We start from the raw sequence: 16774 nt of genomic DNA on the forward strand, positions 1-16774 counted from the left end.
CACAGGCAGGACCACCAGGAGGAGATCAGATGTCCAAGTCAGTGCTCGACATGTCGGTGTCGCTCGACGGCTACATCGCCGACCCCGACGACTTCCTCGGCGGCGAGAACGGCGAACTGCTGCACGAGTGGTTCGAGGCGGGTGGCCCGGCCACCGAGTTCGAGCAGGAGTGGCAGGCGGCCGGCGCCGTGCTCACGGGGCGGCGCACCGCCGAGCTGATGGACCACTGGGGCGGCGACCACGGCGGCCAGCCGATCATCGTGGTCAGCCACCGGCCGCCCGGCCCGGCCGCGCGATGGGGCTACCCGCTGGTGACGTACGTCAACGGCATCGAGGACGCGGTGGCGCTGGCGAAGGAGAAGGCGGGCGACCGCGACGTGCAGGTGCGGGGCGCGGGCGTGGCGCGCAGCGCACTGGCCGCCGGCGTGCTCGACGAGGTGCAGGTCCACCAGATCCCGGTCCTGCTCGGCCGCGGCCGCCGGCTCTTCGAGGAGTTGCCCGCGCTGGTGGGGCTGGAGGTCGTCCGGGTGATCGACACGCCGCAGGCCACGCACATCCGTTACCGCGTGTGCCGTTGAGTCGGTCACTGGCGGCGGTGGCGCCGCGACCGCTTCCCTAGACTCGGGCTCGTGAACGATTTCTCGAGCACCACGCGCCGCGGCCTGGACGACGACGCCGAGGTCATCGTGGTCGGCGCAGGGCCCGCCGGGTCCACCGCGGCCACTTACCTCGCGCGGGCCGGGCTGGACGTGCTGCTGCTGGAGAAGAGCACCTTCCCGCGCGAGAAGGTCTGCGGTGACGGGCTCACCCCGCGTGGCGTGAAGCAGCTGATCGACCTCGGCGTCGACACCCGCGAGGAGGCCGGCTGGCTGCACAACCGCGGCCTGCGGGTGGTCGGCGGCGGCGTCACCCTCGAGCTGGACTGGCCCGACCTCGCCACGTTCCCGCCCTACGGCGTGGTCCGCCCGCGCCAGGACTTCGACGAGCTGCTGGCCCGCACCGCGCAGCGCGCCGGCGCCCGGCTGCTGGAGCAGACCACCGTCACCGGCGCGATCACCGACGAGCGCTCCGGCCGGGTGATCGGCGTGGCCGCGAAGGTCGGGCCGGACAAGAAGCCGGTGACCTACAAGGCGCCGCTGGTCCTCGCCTGCGACGGCGTCTCCGCGCGCCTGGCCCTCTCGGTCGGGCTGGAGAAGAACGACAAGCGGCCGATGGGCGTGGCCGTGCGCCGCTACTACGCGAGCCCGCGGACCAAGGACGACTACCTCGAGTCGCACCTGGAGCTGTGGGACCGCAGCAACCCCGACGAGCCCGCCCTGCTGCCCGGGTACGGCTGGATCTTCGGCATGGGCGACGGGACGGTGAACGTCGGGCTCGGCATCCTGTCCACGTCGAAGGCCTACGGCAAGACCGACTACCGCGCGCTGATGCGGTCGTGGCTGGACGGGACGCCGGAGGAGTGGGGCTTCCGCGAGCACAACGCCGTCGGCAAGGTCGGCGGCGCGGCGTTGCCGATGGGCTTCAACCGCACCCCGCACTACCGCGACGGGCTGCTGCTGGTCGGCGACGCGGGCGGGATGGTCAACCCGTTCAACGGCGAGGGCATCGGCTACGCCATGGAGTCGGCGCGGCTCGCGGCCGAGTGCGTGATCCAGGCGCTGGCCCGCCCCGAGGGCCCGGCGCGGGAGAAGGCGCTCGCGGGCTACCCGATCGCGCTCAAGCAGTCGCTCGGGCACTACTACCGCCTGGGCAACGTGTTCTCGAAGCTGATCGGGAACCCGGTCGTGATGCGCACGGCCACCAAGTACGGGCTGCCCCGCACGACGCTGATGAAGCTCGTGCTGAAGCTGCTGGCCGGCCTCTACGACCCGCGCGACGGCGACTACATGGACAAGATGATCACGGTCGCCACCCGCTTCGCACCCTCGGCCTGAGGCTCGGCCCGCTCGGGCGCACCTTCCTGTTCCTTGCGAACGAGCGCACGCCCGCAACCGTGCCCGTGGTGCACTACAAGGTTGCAGTGGCGGGCGTCTTTCCCTGCAAACGCGCCCGGAGCCGTTCCGGCGGTGCACGAACAAAGGTTGCAGCATCAAGTGGCCCCGAGGTCTGCGCGGACCCGGTCCGCCGGGGTTCGCGCCCTCCGCCTGCGCATGGTTCCACCCCCGTTGTGTGGACCATTCGGCGCCTTGGCAGACCCCTCTCCACCTCGTGGATTTCGCGTCCTACACTGGCCGCGCGGCTTGTGAAGTCCTTCACAACGGTCTGCGTTAGCTTGTGAAGGATTTCACAAGCTCTGGACCTCGAAGGATGGGAATTTGGTTAGGGCTGCCTAACCAGTTGGGGTGTCCCTTGCACCCCATATGGTTCCGACGAGTCGCGGGAAAGGACGAGGAGTCGATGTACGAGACAGCCACGATCCTGGCGCAACCGCCGGCCCCCGGCGGCCCCGGTGATCTCAAGTCTTATCTCCCGCTGATCCTGCTGTTCGTGCTGGCAGGCGCGTTCGCGGTCTTCTCCGTGGTGGTGGCCCCGCTGGTCGGCCCGCGCCGCTACAACAAGGCCAAACTGGACGGCTACGAGTGCGGCATCGAGCCGTCGCCGCAGCCGGTGGTCGGCGGTGGCCGCGTGCCGGTCGCCTACTACCTGACCGCGATGCTGTTCATCCTGTTCGACATCGAGATGGTCTTCCTCTACCCGTTCGCGGTGACCGCCGACGCCCTCGGCGTCTTCGGGCTGGTGGAGATCTTCCTGTTCATCGCGACGGTCGGCTTCGCCTACGCCTACGTGTGGCGGCGCGGCGGCCTCGACTGGAGTTGACCATGGGTCTTGAAGAGAAGCTCCCTAACGGAATCCTGCTGGCGAGCGTCGAGAAGCTGGTCAACTGGACACGCAAGTCCTCGCTGTGGCCCGCCACGTTCGGCCTCGCCTGCTGCGCCATCGAGATGATGACCACCGGCGGCCCGCGCTACGACCTCGCGCGCTTCGGCATGGAGGTCTTCCGCGCGTCGCCGCGCCAGGCCGACCTGATGATCGTCGCGGGCCGCGTGACCAACAAGATGGCCCCGGTGCTGCGCCAGATCTACGACCAGATGCCCGAGCCCCGCTGGGTGCTCGCCATGGGCGTCTGCGCGTCGTCGGGCGGGATGTTCAACAACTACGCGGTCGTGCAGGGCGTGGACCACGTCGTCCCCGTCGACATGTACCTGCCGGGCTGCCCGCCGCGGCCGGAGATGCTGATGGACGCGATCCTCAAGATCCACCAGAAGATCATGGACGAGCCCCTCGGCCCGGCCCGCGCCAAGCAGCTGCTGGAGAGCGGCCACCGCACCGAGCTGCTGCCCTCCTCGATCAAGTACGCGAAGAAGTGACGCCGAATGCCTGACGAGACTCCCGAGAAGCCGGCCGAAGGCACGGCGCCCGCCACCGGCGAGCAGCAGTCGTCGGCCGAGCGCCCGGACACCGGCCTGGAGGCCGGCCGCGACGCGCCGAACCCGATCCAGGGCCCGGAAAGCACGAGCCCGGAAAGCCCGGACCTGACGTCGTCCGAGCCGATCGTCTCCGGCCGCGGCCGGCGCGGCATGTTCAACGTCGCGGGCACCGGTGACACCTCCGGCTTCGGCGGCCTGCGGCTGCCCGCGCACGTGGCGGCGCCGGCCGAGCGGCCCTACGGCGGCTGGTTCGACCAGTTCACCGACGAGCTGCTCGCGGCCATGGGCCAGCGCGACATCCCGGTGTCGGCCATCCAGCAGGTCTCGGTCGACCGCGGCGAGATCACCTACTACGTGCAGCGCGAGCACCTGCTGGAGCTGTGCCGCACGCTGCGCGACGACGAGGCCCTGCGCTTCGAGCTGTGCAGCTCGGTGTCCGGTGTGGACTACGGCGTGGACGTGCCGCAGCGGCTGCACTCGGTCTACCACCTGACGTCGATGACCTACCGGCGCCGGATCCGGCTCGAGGTCGCGGTCGACGTCGACGACGCGCACGTCCCGTCGGTGGTCGAGGTCTACCCGACCGCGGACTGGCAGGAGCGCGAGACCTGGGACATGTTCGGCATCGTCTACGACGGTCACCCGGGCCTGACCCGCATCCTCATGCCGGACGACTGGGACGGCCACCCCCAGCGCAAGGACTACCCGCTCGGCGGGATCCCCGTGGAGTACAAGGGCGCGGAGATCCCACCGCCCGACCAGCGGAGGTCGTACTCATGACAAGCACTGACCCGTACGCCGACGCGCGCGAGACCACCGAGGGCCGGGTCTACACCGTCTCCGGTGGCGACTGGGGCGAGGTCCTCGACGACATCGAGGACGACGAGCGAATCGTCATGAACCTCGGGCCGCAGCACCCGTCCACCCACGGCGTGCTGCGCCTTGTCCTCGAGCTCGAGGGCGAGACGGTGACCCAGGCCCGTTCGGTGGTCGGGTACCTGCACACCGGCATCGAGAAGAACACCGAGTACCGCACCTGGACCCAAGGCGTCACGTTCGTGACGCGGATGGACTACCTGGCGCCGCTGTTCAACGAGGCGGCCTACTGCATGGCGGTGGAGAAGCTCCTCGGCGTCGAGGTGCCCGCCCGTGCGCAGGTCATCCGCGTGATGCTCATGGAGATCAACCGGATCGGCTCGCACCTGGTGGCGCTGGCCACCGGCGGCATGGAGCTCGGCGCGCTGACCGCGATGACCGCGGGCTTCCGCGAGCGCGAGGAAGTGCTGCACCTGCTGGAGCACCTGACCGGTCTGCGGATGAACCACGCGTTCATCCGGCCCGGCGGCATCGCGCAGGATCTTCCGGAGGACTACCACCAGAAGATCACCGACTTCATCAAGATCATGAAGAAGCGGCTGCCGGACTACGACAAGCTGCTCACCGGCCAGCCGATCTGGCGCAACCGGCTCAAGGGCATCGGTTACCTGCCGGTCGACGCGTGCCTCGCGCTCGGCATCACCGGCCCGATCCTGCGCTCGGCCGGGCTGGCGTGGGACATGCGCAAGACCGACCCGTACCTGGGCTACGAGGACTACCGCTTCGAGGTGCCGACCTCGACCGACGCGGACTGCTTCGCCCGCTACCTGCTGCGGGTCGAGGAGATCCACCAGAGCCTGCGGATCATCGAGCAGACGCTGAAGAAGATCGAGCCGGGCCCGGTGATGGTCGAGGACCGCAAGATCGCCTGGCCGGCGCAGCTCTCCATCGGCGCCGACGGCATGGGCAACTCGCTCGAGCACGTCAAGAAGATCATGGGTCAGTCGATGGAGTCGCTGATCCACCACTTCAAGCTCGTCACCGAGGGCTTCGCCGTCCCGGCGGGCCAGGTGTACGTGCCGATCGAGTCGCCGCGCGGTGAGCTCGGCTACCACCTGGTCTCCGACGGTGGGACCCGGCCGATGCGGGTGCACGTGCGCGAACCAAGCTTCATCAACCTGCAGTCGATGCCGGCCATGTGCGAGGGCGGGATGGTCGCCGACGTGATCGCGTCCGTCGCCTCGATCGACCCCGTGATGGGAGGGTGTGACCGTTGACCAGCAGTGACGGGCAGACCGGCGGATCCGCGAGCCAGCCCGAGGTCAGCGCCGGCCAGACGTACGGCGGTTCGATCGTCGGCGGTGGCGACACCTTTGTCGCCACGGAGGCCGAGCCGAGCGTCGCGGACATGTCCACCGAGGTCGTGTCCGACGAGAAGCTCGAACGCCTCACCGTCGACACCACGCCCGACCTGTCGATCTTCGCCAACATCGTGGGCCAGTCGCAGGCGCTGATCGCGAAGTACCCGCAGTCGCGCTCGGCGTTGCTGCCGCTGCTGCACCTGGTGCAGTCGGTGGAGGGCTACGTCAGCCAGGCCGGGATCCACTTCTGCGCCGAGCAGCTGAACTTGAGCGCCGCCGAGGTCAGCGCGGTCGCGACGTTCTACACGATGTACAAGCGCAAGCCGTGCGGCGAGCACCTGGTGAGCGTCTGCACCAACACGCTGTGCGCGGTGCTGGGTGGCGACGCGATCTACAAGAAGCTGCAGGAGCACCTGGGCGAGGACGGCAAGCCGCTCGGCCACGAGCAGACCGCGGGCGAGCCGGGCACGCCGGGTTCGATCACCCTGGAGCACGCCGAGTGCCTGGCGGCGTGCGACCTCGGGCCGGTGCTGCAGGTGAACTACGAGTTCTACGACAACCAGACCGTGGATTCCGCGGTCGAGCTCGTGGATGCCCTGCGGCGCGGCGAGAAGCCCGCACCCACCCGTGGTGCGGCGCTGACCGACTTCAAGTCCGTCGAGCGCCAGCTCGCCGGCCTGTTCGACAACGACCTCGCCGAGTCCGAAGTGGACGGACCGTCGGCCGCCGTGGAAACGCTGCGTGGCGCCCAGCTGGCCGCCGACCGCGGCTGGACCGCCCCGGCCATGCCCGACGAGGTCGCGCTCCCGGAGGTCGAGAAAAAATGACCGAACCACGTGGGGTCGACCCGGTTACGCCGGTGCTGACCAAGCGCTGGCTGTCGCCGAAGTCGTGGCGCCTGTCGACCTACGAGCAGCTCGAGGGCTACACCGCGCTGCGCAAGGCGCTCGCGGGCACCCCCGAGCAGCTGGTGCAGCTGGTCAAGGACTCCGGCCTGCGCGGCCGGGGCGGCGCGGGCTTCCCGGCGGGCGTCAAGTGGTCGTTCATGCCGCCCAACGAGGACAAGCCGCACTACCTGGTGATCAACGCCGACGAGGGCGAGCCGGGTACCTGCAAGGACATCCCGCTGATGATGGCCGACCCGCACTCGCTGATCGAGGGTTGCATCATCGCCTCGTACGCGATGCGCTCGCACCACTGCTTCATCTACGTGCGCGGTGAGGCCCTGCACTGCATCCGCAGGCTGAACTCCGCGGTCCGCGAGGCGTACGCCGCCGGCTACCTGGGCGCGAACATCCTGGACTCCGGGTTCGACCTGGACATCACCGTGCACGCGGGCGCCGGCGCCTACATCTGCGGTGAGGAAACCGCGCTGCTCGACTCGCTCGAGGGTCGCCGCGGCCAGCCGCGGCTCAAGCCCCCGTTCCCCGCGGCCGCCGGCCTCTACGCCGCGCCGACCACGGTGAACAACGTCGAGACCATCGCGAGCGTGCCGTTCATCGTCAACGGCGGCTCGGACTGGTTCCGCACCATGGGTTCGGAGAAGTCGCCCGGTCCGAAGATCTTCTCGATCTCCGGCCACGTCGAGAAGCCCGGTCAGTACGAGGCGCCCCTGGGCACCACGCTGCGCGAGCTGCTCGAGCTCGCGGGCGGCATGAAGGACGGCATCCCGCTGAAGTTCTGGACGCCGGGTGGTTCCTCCACGCCGCTGTTCACCGCCGAGCACCTGGACGTCCCGCTGGACTTCGAGGGCGCGGCCGCGGCTGGTTCGATGCTCGGCACCACCGCGGTGCAGGTGTTCAACGAGACCGTTTCCGTGCCGTGGGCGGTCATGAAGTGGACCCAGTTCTACGAGCACGAGTCGTGCGGCAAGTGCACGCCGTGCCGTGAGGGCACCTACTGGCTGGCCCAGATCCTGGAGCGGATGGTCGAGGGCAAGGGCACCGAGACCGACATCGAGACGCTGCTCGACATCTGCGACAACGTGCTCGGCCGGTCGTTCTGCGCGCTCGGCGACGGCGCGGTCAGCCCGATCACCAGCGGCATCCAGTACTTCCGCGACGAGTTCCTGGCGCTGTGCGACGAAAACGCCAAGCCCGCCATGGAACTGGCAGGAGCGCACTAACTATGACAGTGGCACCCGAGAACACCGAGGTCGAGAAGCGCCCTGTGCCCGAAGGGCACGTGCGCCTGGTGATCGACGGCATCGAGGTGGACGCGCCCAAGGGCGAGTTGCTGATCCGCACCGCGGAGCGGCTGGGCATCCAGGTGCCCCGGTTCTGCGACCACCCGCTGCTCGACCCGGCTGGCGCCTGCCGCCAGTGCCTGGTCGAGGTCGAGATGGGCGGGCGGCCGATGCCCAAGCCGCAGGCCTCCTGCACGATGACCGTCGCCGACGGCATGGTCGTCAAGACGCAGGTGACCTCGCCGGTGGCGGACAAGGCGCAGCAGGGCGTGATGGAGCTGCTGCTCATCAACCACCCGCTGGACTGCCCGATCTGCGACAAGGGCGGCGAGTGCCCGCTGCAGAACCAGGCGATGCGCCACGGTCGCGCCGAGTCCCGGTTCACCGAGACCAAGCGGACCTTCCCGAAGCCGATCCCGGTGTCCACGCAGGTGCTGCTCGACCGCGAGCGCTGCGTGCTCTGCCAGCGCTGCACCCGGTTCTCCGCGCAGATCGCGGGCGACCCGTTCATCGAGTTGCTCGAACGCGGGGCCAAGCAGCAGATCGGCATCGCCGAGGACAAGCCGTTCCAGTCCTACTTCTCCGGCAACACCATCCAGATCTGCCCGGTCGGCGCGCTGACCAGCGCGGCGTACCGGTTCCGCTCCCGCCCGTTCGACCTGGTGTCCACGCCGAGCGTCTGCGAGCACTGCGCGTCGGGTTGCGCCCAGCGCACGGACTCCCGGCGCGGCAAGGTGATGCGCCGCCTCGCCGGTGACGACGCGGCGGTGAACGAGGAGTGGAACTGCGACAAGGGCCGGTTCGCCTTCCGCTACACCGGTGCCGCCGACCGGATCACCCGGCCGCTGGTCCGCGACGCGAAGACCGGTGAGCTGGTCGAGGCCTCCTGGACCGAGGCGCTGCAGGTGGCGGCCGAGGGCCTGGCCAAGGCCCGCGACGGCCACGGCGTCGGCGTGCTGACCGGTGGCCGGCTGACCGTCGAGGACGCATACGCCTACGGCAAGTTCGCCCGGATCGCGTTGCGCACCAACGACATCGACTTCCGGGCCCGGCCGCACTCGGCGGAGGAGCTGGACTTCCTTGCGTCCACTGTGGTCGGTTCGGCGCCGGGGACCGGCGTGGACTACGCGGCGATCGAGGCGGCTCCCGCGGTGCTCTGCGTGGCTTTCGAGCCCGAGGAGGAGTCGCCGATCGTGTTCCTGCGGCTGCGCAAGGCGGCCCGCAAGAACCGCACCCAGGTGTTCCACATCGGACAGTTCGCCACCCCGGCGGTCACCAAGACCAACGGCGTGCTGCTGGCCTGCCCGCCCGGTGGCGAGGCCGCCGCGGTCGCGGGCCTGGGCACGCACGCCAAGGACGTGACCGAGGCCCTGTCCGGCAACGGCGCGGTGATCCTGGTCGGCGAGCGCGCCGCCGAGATCCCCGGCCTGTACAGCGCCCTGGTCGAACTGGCCGCGAGCACGGGGGCCCGGCTGGCCTGGATCCCGCGCCGGGCCGGTGAGCGTGGCGCGCTGGACGCCGGTGCCGCGCCGACCCTGCTGCCCGGTGGCCGCCTGGTCACCGACGCCAAGGCCCGCGCCGAGGTCGCCCAGGCCTGGGGCGTGGACGCCCTGCCGGCCCAGCCCGGCCGCGACGCCGACGCCATCCTCGAAGCGGCCCGCTACGGCCGGCTCGACGCGCTGGTGGTCGGTGGCGTGGACCCCGGCGACCACGCCGACCCGCTGGCCGCCGAGCAGGCGATCGCCGAGGCCAACTTCGTGGTCAGCCTGGAACTGCGGCACAGCGCCGTGACCAAGCACGCCGACGTGGTGCTCCCGGTGGCCGCGGCCGCCGAGAAGGCCGGCAGCTACCTCAACTGGGAAGGCCGCCGGCGCGAGTTCGACACCACCCTGCACGTCTCGGGTGCGCTGCCGGACTGCCGCGTGCTGGACACGCTGGCCGTCGAGATGGACGCGGACCTGTTCACCCAGACCCCGGCCGCCGCGGCGGCGGACCTCGCCCGGCTCGGGGCGGTGGCCCGCACGGCCACGGCGCCCGCGGTCGCGGCCGGCCCGGCGCCCACCGCCAACGGCAAGCTCCTGCTGCTGGCCACCTGGCGGCAGATGCTGGACAACGGGTCGCTGCAGGACGACGAGCCGCACCTCGCGGGCACCGCCCGGCCCGCCGTGGTCCGGCTCTCGCCCGCCGACGCGGTGCAGCTCGGCGTCGAGGACGGCGCGCCGGTCTCGGTGCGCACCGAGCACGGCACGATCACGTTGCCGCTGGCCATCGCCGACCTGCCGGACGGCGTGGTGTGGCTGCCGACCAACTCCGCGGGCTCGGTCCCGCGCCGCACGCTGCGCGCCGGTCACGGCGATGTGGTCACGGTCGCCAAGGAGGCCCACTCATGACCCGGGCAGAGGTGCTTGCCGACGACCCGATCTGGTTGATCCTGATCAAGGTCGTGGTGCTGTTCGCGTTCGGCGTCGTGATGACGCTGTTCATGATCTGGCTGGAACGCCGGGTCGTCGCCCGCATGCAGCACCGGCCCGGCCCCAACCGGGTCGGCCCGTTCGGTCTGCTGCAGTCGCTGGCCGACGGGCTGAAGCTGGCGTTCAAGGAAGACATCATGCCGGCGAAGGCCGACAAGGTCGTCTACTTCATCGCGCCGGTCATCTCGACGATCCCCGCGTTCGTCGCGTTCTCCGTGATGCCCTTCGGGGGCCGGGTCTCGATCTTCGGTGAGCAGACCTACCTGCAGCTGGTCGACCTGCCGGTCGGCGTCCTGGTGGTGCTGGCCTGCTCGTCGCTGGGTGTCTACGGCATCGTGCTGGCCGGTTGGTCGTCCGGCTCGCCCTACCCGCTGCTGGGCGCGCTGCGCTCGGCCGCGCAGGTGATCTCCTACGAGATCGCGATGGGCCTGTCGATCGTCGGGGTGATCATCACCGCGCACTCGCTGTCCACGGGCGACATCGTCAACGCGCAAGCCAACTTCGAGCTGTGGGGGCTGAAGGTCAACAGCTTCTTCATCCCGCTGCTGCCGAGCTTCCTGATCTACGTCACCTCGATGGTCGGCGAGACCAACCGTGCCCCGTTCGACCTCCCCGAGGCGGAGTCCGAGCTGGTCGGCGGTTTCCACACCGAGTACAGCTCGCTGAAGTTCGCGCTGTTCTTCCTCGCCGAGTACGTGAACATGGTGACCGTCTCGGCGTTCTCGACCATGCTCTTCCTGGGTGGCGGCCTCTTCCCGTTCGTCGGCCAGGACAGCGTGCTGAACAACGGCTGGCTGCAGTTCGTCTGGTTCATCGCCAAGACGTTCGTTCTGCTGTTCCTGTTCATCTGGCTGCGCGGCACCCTGCCCCGCTACCGCTACGACCAGTTCATGCGCCTGGGCTGGAAGGTCCTCGTGCCGGTGAACCTGTCGTGGATCGTCGCGCTGGTCGCGGTGCGCCAGCTGCGCAGCGCCGGCTGGCCGCTGGGCCCGACGCTGTTCTTCGGCGCGATCGCGGTGCTCGGGCTGATCGCGCTCAGCTTCGCCCTGCCGGACCGAGAGGTGCCGGACGACGAGTACGTGCCGGTCACCGGCGGCGGCTACCCGATCCCGCCGCTGGACCTCGAGGTGCCGACCGAAACCCCCAAGCGCCGCAGGCAGACCCGTGGCAGCCGCTCGCGCCGCCGGGCCGCCGTGACCGCCGGCCAGTCCGCTTCCGCGTCGCAGTCGCAGGAGGGCAGCAACGATGGGAATGTTTGATCCCCTCAAGGGCTTCGGCGTCACCTTCGGGACGATGTTCAAGAAGGTCGTCACCGAGGAGTACCCCGAGGCAGGCGCCCCCGCCGCGCCCCGCTACCACGGCCGCCACCAGCTCAACCGGCACCCGGACGGGCTGGAGAAGTGCGTCGGCTGCGAGCTGTGCGCGTGGGCGTGCCCCGCGGACGCGATCTTCGTCGAGGGCGGCAACAACACCGAGGACGCCCGGTACTCGCCAGGTGAGCGGTACGGCGCGGACTACCAGATCAACTACCTGCGCTGCATCGGCTGCGGCCTGTGCATCGAGGCGTGCCCGACCCGCTCGCTGACGATGATCAATTTCTACGAGCTGGCCGACGACAACCGCGAAGACCTGATCTACACCAAGGAACAGCTGCTCGCGCCGCTGCTGCCCGGCATGGAGCAGCCGCCGCACCCGATGCGCCTGGGCGAGACCGAGCAGGACTACTACGTCAACGGCCCCGAACTCGCGGTCGCGGCGCCGGACGTTCAGGCTCGGAGTGAGGCCAAGTGATGCACGAGCTGCTGCTCGCCGCGGGCGGGCCGGGACCGGTGAGCACCGGTGAGGCGATCGCGTTCTGGATCCTCGGGCCGGTCGCGCTGGCCGGCGGCCTCGGCATGATCTTCTCCCGCAACGCCGTGCACTCGGCGTTGTGGCTGGTGCTGACGATGCTGAGCCTCGGCATCCTCTACATGGTCCAGCAGGCGCCGTTCCTCGGCTTCGTGCAGATCATCGTCTACACCGGCGCCGTGATGATGCTGTTCCTGTTCGTGCTGATGCTGGTCGGCCGGGACTCGTCGGACTCCGTGGTCGAAGTCCTGCGCGGACAACGGTTGTGGGCGGCGGTCCTGGGTGTCGGCATGGCCGGCCTCGTGGTCGGAGCCGTCTCCCGCGCGCTCACCGACGTGCAGACGGCCAACCTCAACGGCCCCAACGCCAACGGCGGCATCGGGAATGTGGCCAACGTCGGCAAGCTGGTCTTCACCGACTACCTGTTCCCGTTCGAGCTGACCTCGGCGCTGCTGATCACCGCCGCCGTCGGCGCGATGATCCTCGGCTACCTCGACCGGCACAGCAAGGGCACCAAGCACACCCAGCGCGAGCTGGTCGAGATGCGCTTCCGCGGCGAGTACGCGCGACCTGGCTCGCTGCCCGGCCCGGGTGTCTTCGCCACCGCGAACTCCGTGGCCACGCCGGCCCTGCTGCCCGACGGCTCGGTGTCCGGTGAGTCGCTCTCCCGCCTGATCGACACGACCGCGTCCGAGGAGCTCTCGGGCGACGTCACCTCGGTGGCGGGCAGCGGCGTGGCCCCCGACGCGCACGCGCTGGTGCCCGGTGCGGACCGCTCCGAGACGGAGGAGAACCGGTGACCCCCACCTACTACCTGCTGCTCTCCGCGCTGCTGTTCACCATCGGCGCGGTCGGCGTGCTGGTGCGGCGCAACGCGATCGTGGTGTTCATGTGCATCGAGCTGATGCTGAACGCGGTGAACCTCACCCTGGTCACCTTCGCCCGGATCAACGGGTCGCTCTCCGGTCAGGTCATGGCGTTCTTCGTGATGGTGGTCGCCGCGGCCGAGGTCGTGGTCGGCCTCGCCATCATCATGTCGATCTTCCGCACCCGGCGCTCGGCCTCGGTCGACGACTCGAACCTGCTGAAGTACTAAGAGGTAGCTGACCCGATGATGAATCTCAGTGAGGGCGCCGAGTCGGTTGTCGCCGCGTCGGGGTCGCTGGGCGGTGCATGGCTGGTCGTGCTGCTTCCCGCGATCGGCGCGCTGGTGCTGCTGGCCGGTGGCAAGCGCACCAACGCCTGGGGACACCTGCTCGGCTGCGCGACCGTGATCGCCGCGTTCGTATACGGCGTGGTCATGTTCTTCGCGTCGACCGGTCTGGACGCCGGTCAGCGGGTGCAGAACCTGCACATCTACGACTGGATCCCGGTCAACGCGCTGCAGGTGGACTTCGGCTTCCGGGTCGACCCGCTGTCGCTGACCTTCGTGCTGCTGATCACCGGGGTCGGCTCGCTGATCCACATCTACTCGATCGGCTACATGGCCGAGGATCGCGACCGCCGCCGGTTCTTCGGGTACCTGAACCTGTTCGTCGCCTCGATGCTGGTCCTGGTGCTGGGCAACAGCTTCGTGACCCTGTACCTGGGCTGGGAGGGCGTGGGTCTCGCGTCCTACCTGCTGATCGGCTGGTACCAGGACCGCCCGTCCGCGGCCACCGCGGCGAAGAAGGCGTTCCTGATGAACCGCGTCGGTGACGTCGGGCTCGCGCTGGCGATCTTCATCCTGTTCCAGCAGCTCGGCACCACCCAGTACACCGAGGTGTTCGCCGCCGTCGGCGACGGCCGCCTGTCCTCCGGGACGCTGCTGGCCGTCACGATCCTGTTGCTGCTCGGTGCTTGCGGCAAGTCGGGCCAGTTCCCGCTGCAGGCCTGGTTGCCCGACGCCATGGAGGGTCCGACCCCGGTCTCCGCGCTGATCCACGCCGCGACGATGGTGACCGCGGGCGTCTACCTGATCGCCCGCTCGAACCCGATCTACTCGGCCTCCCCGGACGGCCGGCTGATCGTGGTGATCATCGGCGCGATCACGTTGCTGATCGGGTGCGTGATCGGCTGCGCCTACGACGACATCAAGAAGGTCCTGGCGTACTCGACGGTCAGCCAGATCGGCTACATGATCCTGGCCGTTGGCCTCGGGCCGATCGGGTACGGCCTGGGCATCCTGCACCTGCTCACCCACGGCTTCTTCAAGGCCGGGCTCTTCCTCGGCGCCGGGTCGGTCATGCACGCCATGAACGACGAGGTCGACATGCGCAAGTTCGGCGGCCTGTGGAAGAAGATGCGGATCACCTTCGCCACCTTCACCTGCGGCTACCTGGCGCTGATCGGCTTCCCGCTGCTGTCGGGCTACTGGTCCAAGGACGCGATCATCGAGGCCGCGTTCAGCCAGGGCGGCTGGCGCGGCTGGGTGTTCGGCGGCGCCGCGATGCTCGGTGTGGCGCTGACCGCGTTCTACATGACCCGCCTGATGTTCATGACGTTCTTCGGCGAGAAGCGCTGGGAGAAGCTCAAGAGCACCGACGGTCGCGAGTTCCACCCGCACGAGGCCCCCGCCGTGATGACCATCCCGATGATCATCCTGGCCGTCGGTTCGCTCGGCGCCGGTGCGTACCTGGCGATCAACCACACGCTGGTCGACTGGCTGTCCCCGACGCTCGGTGAGCTGTCCGAGGCGCACGACAGCCCCTTCTCGACCCCGGTCCTGACGACGATCTCGATCGCCCTGATGGTGATCGGCGTCGGCCTGGCGTGGCTGCTCGTCGGCCGCAAGCCGGTCCCGGTGGAGAAGCCGGAACGGGTGTCCTTCCCGGTCCGCGCGGCCCGCCGTGACCTCTACGGCAACGCGTTGAACGAGGTGCTGGTGGCCCGGCCGGGCACCTGGCTGACCCGGTTCCTGGTGTTCCTGGACAACCGCGGCGTGGACGGTGCGGTCAACGGCATCGCGGCCGTCTTCGGCGGCGGCTCCGGCCGGCTGCGCAGACTGCAGACCGGCTTCGTGCGCTCCTACGCGCTGACCATGCTCGCCGGTTCCATCCTGGTGCTCGCCGCACTCCTGATGGTGAGGTTCTCGTGACTTCCTCTTCCTCGTCGGCCGTGCTGGTCGCGCTGCTGCTCGTGCCGCTGGTCGGCGCCATCGTGGTCGCGGCGTTGCGCGGCAACGACCGGCTGGCCAAGCTGGTCGCGCTCGGCATCTCGATCGTCGAGTTCGCGCTGGCGATCGTGTCGTGGGCGGCCTACGACGCCGGTGGCGCGCGGCTGCAGCAGGCGTTCTCGATGGACTGGATCCCGTCGTTCGGCGTGCACCTGTCCTTCGGCGTCGACGGCATCGCGCTGGTGATGATCGCGGTCATCGCGTTGCTCGTGCCGCTGGTGATCGGGTCGAGCTGGCTGGAGAAGCTGCCCGAGGGCCGCTCCGCGGGCGGGTTCCTCGGCCTGATCCTCGTCGAGCAGGCGCTGACCATCGGCGTGTTCGCCGCGACCGACGTGTTCGTGTTCTACGTGCTGTTCGAGATCATGCTGATCCCGATGTACTTCCTGATCGGCAGCTACGGCGGCGCGAACCGGCAGTACGCGGCGGTCAAGTTCTTCCTGTACTCGTTCCTCGGCGGCATGATCATGCTGGCCTCGGTGATCGCGCTCTACGTGCAGGCGGGCAACGCGCTGGGCAAGGGCACCTTCGACTGGGCCACGCTGGTCACGGTCGTGCACCACGCGCCGCTGTCCACCCAGATCTGGTTGTTCCTCGGCTTCTTCGCGGCGTTCGCCATCAAGGCGCCGCTGGTGCCGCTGCACACCTGGCTGCCCGACGCCGCCGCGGAGGCGCCGATCGGCGTCGCCGTGCTGATCGTCGGCGTGCTGGACAAGGTCGGCACGTTCGGTTTCCTGCGCTACTGCCTGCCGATGTTCCCCGACGCCAGCCGCAAGCTCGCGCCGCTGGTGCTGGTGCTGGCTGCGGCGGGCGTGCTGTACGGCTCACTGCTGGCCACCGGACAACGCGACATGAAGCGGTTCATCGCCTACGTGTCGATCGCCCACTTCGGCTTCATCGCGCTGGGCATCTTCTCCTTCAGCAGCCAGGCGATGACCGGCTCGGTCAGCTACATGATCAACCACTCGATCTCCACCGGGATGCTGATCATCGTGATCGGCATGGTGATCGCCCGCGGCGGCTCCACCCGCATCGCCGACTACGGCGGCATGGCGAAGCTGACCCCGTTGCTGGCGGGGCTCTTCCTGCTGGCCGGTCTGTCCTCGCTCTCGCTGCCCGGCACGAACTCGTTCATCAGCGAGTTCCTCGTGCTGATCGGGTCGTACCCGAACGCGCCGGTCTACACGATCATCGCCACGGTCGGCATGATCCTGGCCGCGCTGTACATCCTCTGGCTGTACCAGCGGGTGTTCACCGGCCCGGTGCGCGGGGACGCGCTGATGCAGTTCGACGGCCCGGGCGCCACGATCGCGCCCGAGACCGGTGCCCGGCGCGCCATCCGCGACCTCACCGGCCGTGAGATCGGGGTGCTCGTGCCCCTCGTTGTCCTCGTCATCGGCCTCGGTCTGTACCCGAAGCCGGTGCTCGACGTCGTCACCCCGACCGTGAACGCCACGATGACCTCGGTCGGCGTCGGCGACCCGGTAACTGTGCAGGAAGGCCACTGACGTGTC

15 protein-coding genes are annotated in these 16774 nt (G+C 69.4%); all 15 read left to right on the forward strand.

Going from position 1 to position 16774, the window contains the following annotated elements; genetic code table 11:
• The first annotated feature begins 29 nt into the window (after positions 1 to 29).
• Positions 30 to 578, forward strand: coding sequence for a dihydrofolate reductase family protein (locus EV186_RS07960; RefSeq protein ID WP_133848356.1), 549 nt, complete (start codon positions 30 to 32; stop codon positions 576 to 578).
• An 84-nt stretch (positions 579 to 662) separates the two neighbouring features.
• The gene (locus EV186_RS07965) at positions 663 to 1934 is read left to right on the forward strand and encodes a geranylgeranyl reductase family protein (RefSeq protein ID WP_133848861.1); all 1272 of its coding nucleotides are present in this window, start codon (positions 663 to 665) and stop codon (positions 1932 to 1934) included.
• Positions 1935 to 2397: 463 nt separating this feature from the next.
• Positions 2398 to 2817: an NADH-quinone oxidoreductase subunit A gene (locus EV186_RS07970; protein ID WP_133848357.1), complete on the forward strand. Its 420-nt coding sequence runs from the start codon at positions 2398 to 2400 to the stop codon at positions 2815 to 2817.
• A 2-nt stretch (positions 2818 to 2819) separates the two neighbouring features.
• Positions 2820 to 3368 carry a NuoB/complex I 20 kDa subunit family protein gene (locus tag EV186_RS07975; RefSeq protein ID WP_133848358.1) on the forward strand — a complete coding sequence of 183 codons (549 nt, stop codon included), beginning with the start codon at positions 2820 to 2822 and terminating at the stop codon, positions 3366 to 3368.
• A gap of 6 nt (positions 3369 to 3374) precedes the next feature.
• Entirely contained in the window at positions 3375 to 4208 is an 834-nt protein-coding gene (locus tag EV186_RS07980) for an NADH-quinone oxidoreductase subunit C (protein ID WP_133848359.1), read from the forward strand.
• Positions 4205 to 5521 (forward strand): NADH-quinone oxidoreductase subunit D, encoded by a 1317-nt coding sequence (locus EV186_RS07985; protein WP_133848360.1) that lies wholly within the window; start codon positions 4205 to 4207, stop codon positions 5519 to 5521. Before EV186_RS07980 ends, EV186_RS07985 begins: the two co-directional genes overlap by 4 nt.
• A 131-nt stretch (positions 5522 to 5652) precedes the next feature.
• Positions 5653 to 6432, forward strand: a complete 780-nt coding sequence (nuoE, locus tag EV186_RS07990) for an NADH-quinone oxidoreductase subunit NuoE (RefSeq protein WP_133848862.1) — start codon at positions 5653 to 5655, stop codon at positions 6430 to 6432.
• Positions 6429 to 7730: an NADH-quinone oxidoreductase subunit NuoF gene (gene nuoF, locus EV186_RS07995; RefSeq protein WP_133848361.1), complete on the forward strand. Its 1302-nt coding sequence runs from the start codon at positions 6429 to 6431 to the stop codon at positions 7728 to 7730. The genes nuoE and nuoF overlap by 4 nt, the downstream gene beginning before the upstream one ends.
• A gap of 2 nt (positions 7731 to 7732) precedes the next feature.
• Positions 7733 to 10180, forward strand: coding sequence for an NADH-quinone oxidoreductase subunit G (locus tag EV186_RS08000; RefSeq protein ID WP_133848362.1), 2448 nt, complete (start codon positions 7733 to 7735; stop codon positions 10178 to 10180).
• A complete protein-coding gene (nuoH, locus tag EV186_RS08005) occupies positions 10177 to 11520 on the forward strand; it encodes an NADH-quinone oxidoreductase subunit NuoH (RefSeq protein ID WP_133848363.1) in 1344 nt (447 codons plus the stop codon). Before EV186_RS08000 ends, nuoH begins: the two co-directional genes overlap by 4 nt.
• Entirely contained in the window at positions 11507 to 12052 is a 546-nt protein-coding gene (gene nuoI / locus EV186_RS08010) for an NADH-quinone oxidoreductase subunit NuoI (protein WP_133848364.1), read from the forward strand. Before nuoH ends, nuoI begins: the two co-directional genes overlap by 14 nt.
• On the forward strand, positions 12052 to 12909 hold the full coding sequence (locus tag EV186_RS08015; RefSeq protein WP_133848365.1) for an NADH-quinone oxidoreductase subunit J: 858 nt from the start codon (positions 12052 to 12054) through the stop codon (positions 12907 to 12909). The genes nuoI and EV186_RS08015 overlap by 1 nt, the downstream gene beginning before the upstream one ends.
• Entirely contained in the window at positions 12906 to 13205 is a 300-nt protein-coding gene (gene nuoK / locus EV186_RS08020; RefSeq protein ID WP_133848366.1) for an NADH-quinone oxidoreductase subunit NuoK, read from the forward strand. The genes EV186_RS08015 and nuoK overlap by 4 nt, the downstream gene beginning before the upstream one ends.
• Positions 13206 to 13223: 18 nt before the next feature.
• Positions 13224 to 15185, forward strand: coding sequence for an NADH-quinone oxidoreductase subunit L (gene nuoL / locus EV186_RS08025; RefSeq protein ID WP_133848864.1), 1962 nt, complete (start codon positions 13224 to 13226; stop codon positions 15183 to 15185).
• Positions 15182 to 16768: an NADH-quinone oxidoreductase subunit M gene (locus EV186_RS08030; protein ID WP_243753876.1), complete on the forward strand. Its 1587-nt coding sequence runs from the start codon at positions 15182 to 15184 to the stop codon at positions 16766 to 16768. Before nuoL ends, EV186_RS08030 begins: the two co-directional genes overlap by 4 nt.
• Positions 16769 to 16774: the final 6 nt, after the last annotated feature.

Source organism: Labedaea rhizosphaerae (genome assembly GCF_004362825.1).
In the GTDB taxonomy this organism is placed as follows: Bacteria; Actinomycetota; Actinomycetes; order Mycobacteriales; family Pseudonocardiaceae; genus Labedaea; species Labedaea rhizosphaerae.

What these genes read in the sequence shown, in the direction of transcription:
- EV186_RS07960 (WP_133848356.1), top strand. Translation starts at nt 30, where the DNA reads ATGTCCAAGTCAGTGCTCGACATGTCGGTGTCGCTCGACGGCTACATC.
- EV186_RS07970 (WP_133848357.1), top strand. Translation starts at nt 2,398, where the DNA reads ATGTACGAGACAGCCACGATCCTGGCGCAACCGCCGGCCCCCGGCGGC.
- EV186_RS07975 (WP_133848358.1), top strand. Translation starts at nt 2,820, where the DNA reads ATGGGTCTTGAAGAGAAGCTCCCTAACGGAATCCTGCTGGCGAGCGTC.
- EV186_RS07980 (WP_133848359.1), top strand. Translation starts at nt 3,375, where the DNA reads ATGCCTGACGAGACTCCCGAGAAGCCGGCCGAAGGCACGGCGCCCGCC.
- EV186_RS07985 (WP_133848360.1), top strand. Translation starts at nt 4,205, where the DNA reads ATGACAAGCACTGACCCGTACGCCGACGCGCGCGAGACCACCGAGGGC.
- nuoE (WP_133848862.1), top strand. Translation starts at nt 5,653, where the DNA reads ATGTCCACCGAGGTCGTGTCCGACGAGAAGCTCGAACGCCTCACCGTC.
- nuoF (WP_133848361.1), top strand. Translation starts at nt 6,429, where the DNA reads ATGACCGAACCACGTGGGGTCGACCCGGTTACGCCGGTGCTGACCAAG.
- EV186_RS08000 (WP_133848362.1), top strand. Translation starts at nt 7,733, where the DNA reads ATGACAGTGGCACCCGAGAACACCGAGGTCGAGAAGCGCCCTGTGCCC.
- nuoH (WP_133848363.1), top strand. Translation starts at nt 10,177, where the DNA reads ATGACCCGGGCAGAGGTGCTTGCCGACGACCCGATCTGGTTGATCCTG.
- nuoI (WP_133848364.1), top strand. Translation starts at nt 11,507, where the DNA reads ATGGGAATGTTTGATCCCCTCAAGGGCTTCGGCGTCACCTTCGGGACG.
- EV186_RS08015 (WP_133848365.1), top strand. Translation starts at nt 12,052, where the DNA reads ATGCACGAGCTGCTGCTCGCCGCGGGCGGGCCGGGACCGGTGAGCACC.
- nuoL (WP_133848864.1), top strand. Translation starts at nt 13,224, where the DNA reads ATGAATCTCAGTGAGGGCGCCGAGTCGGTTGTCGCCGCGTCGGGGTCG.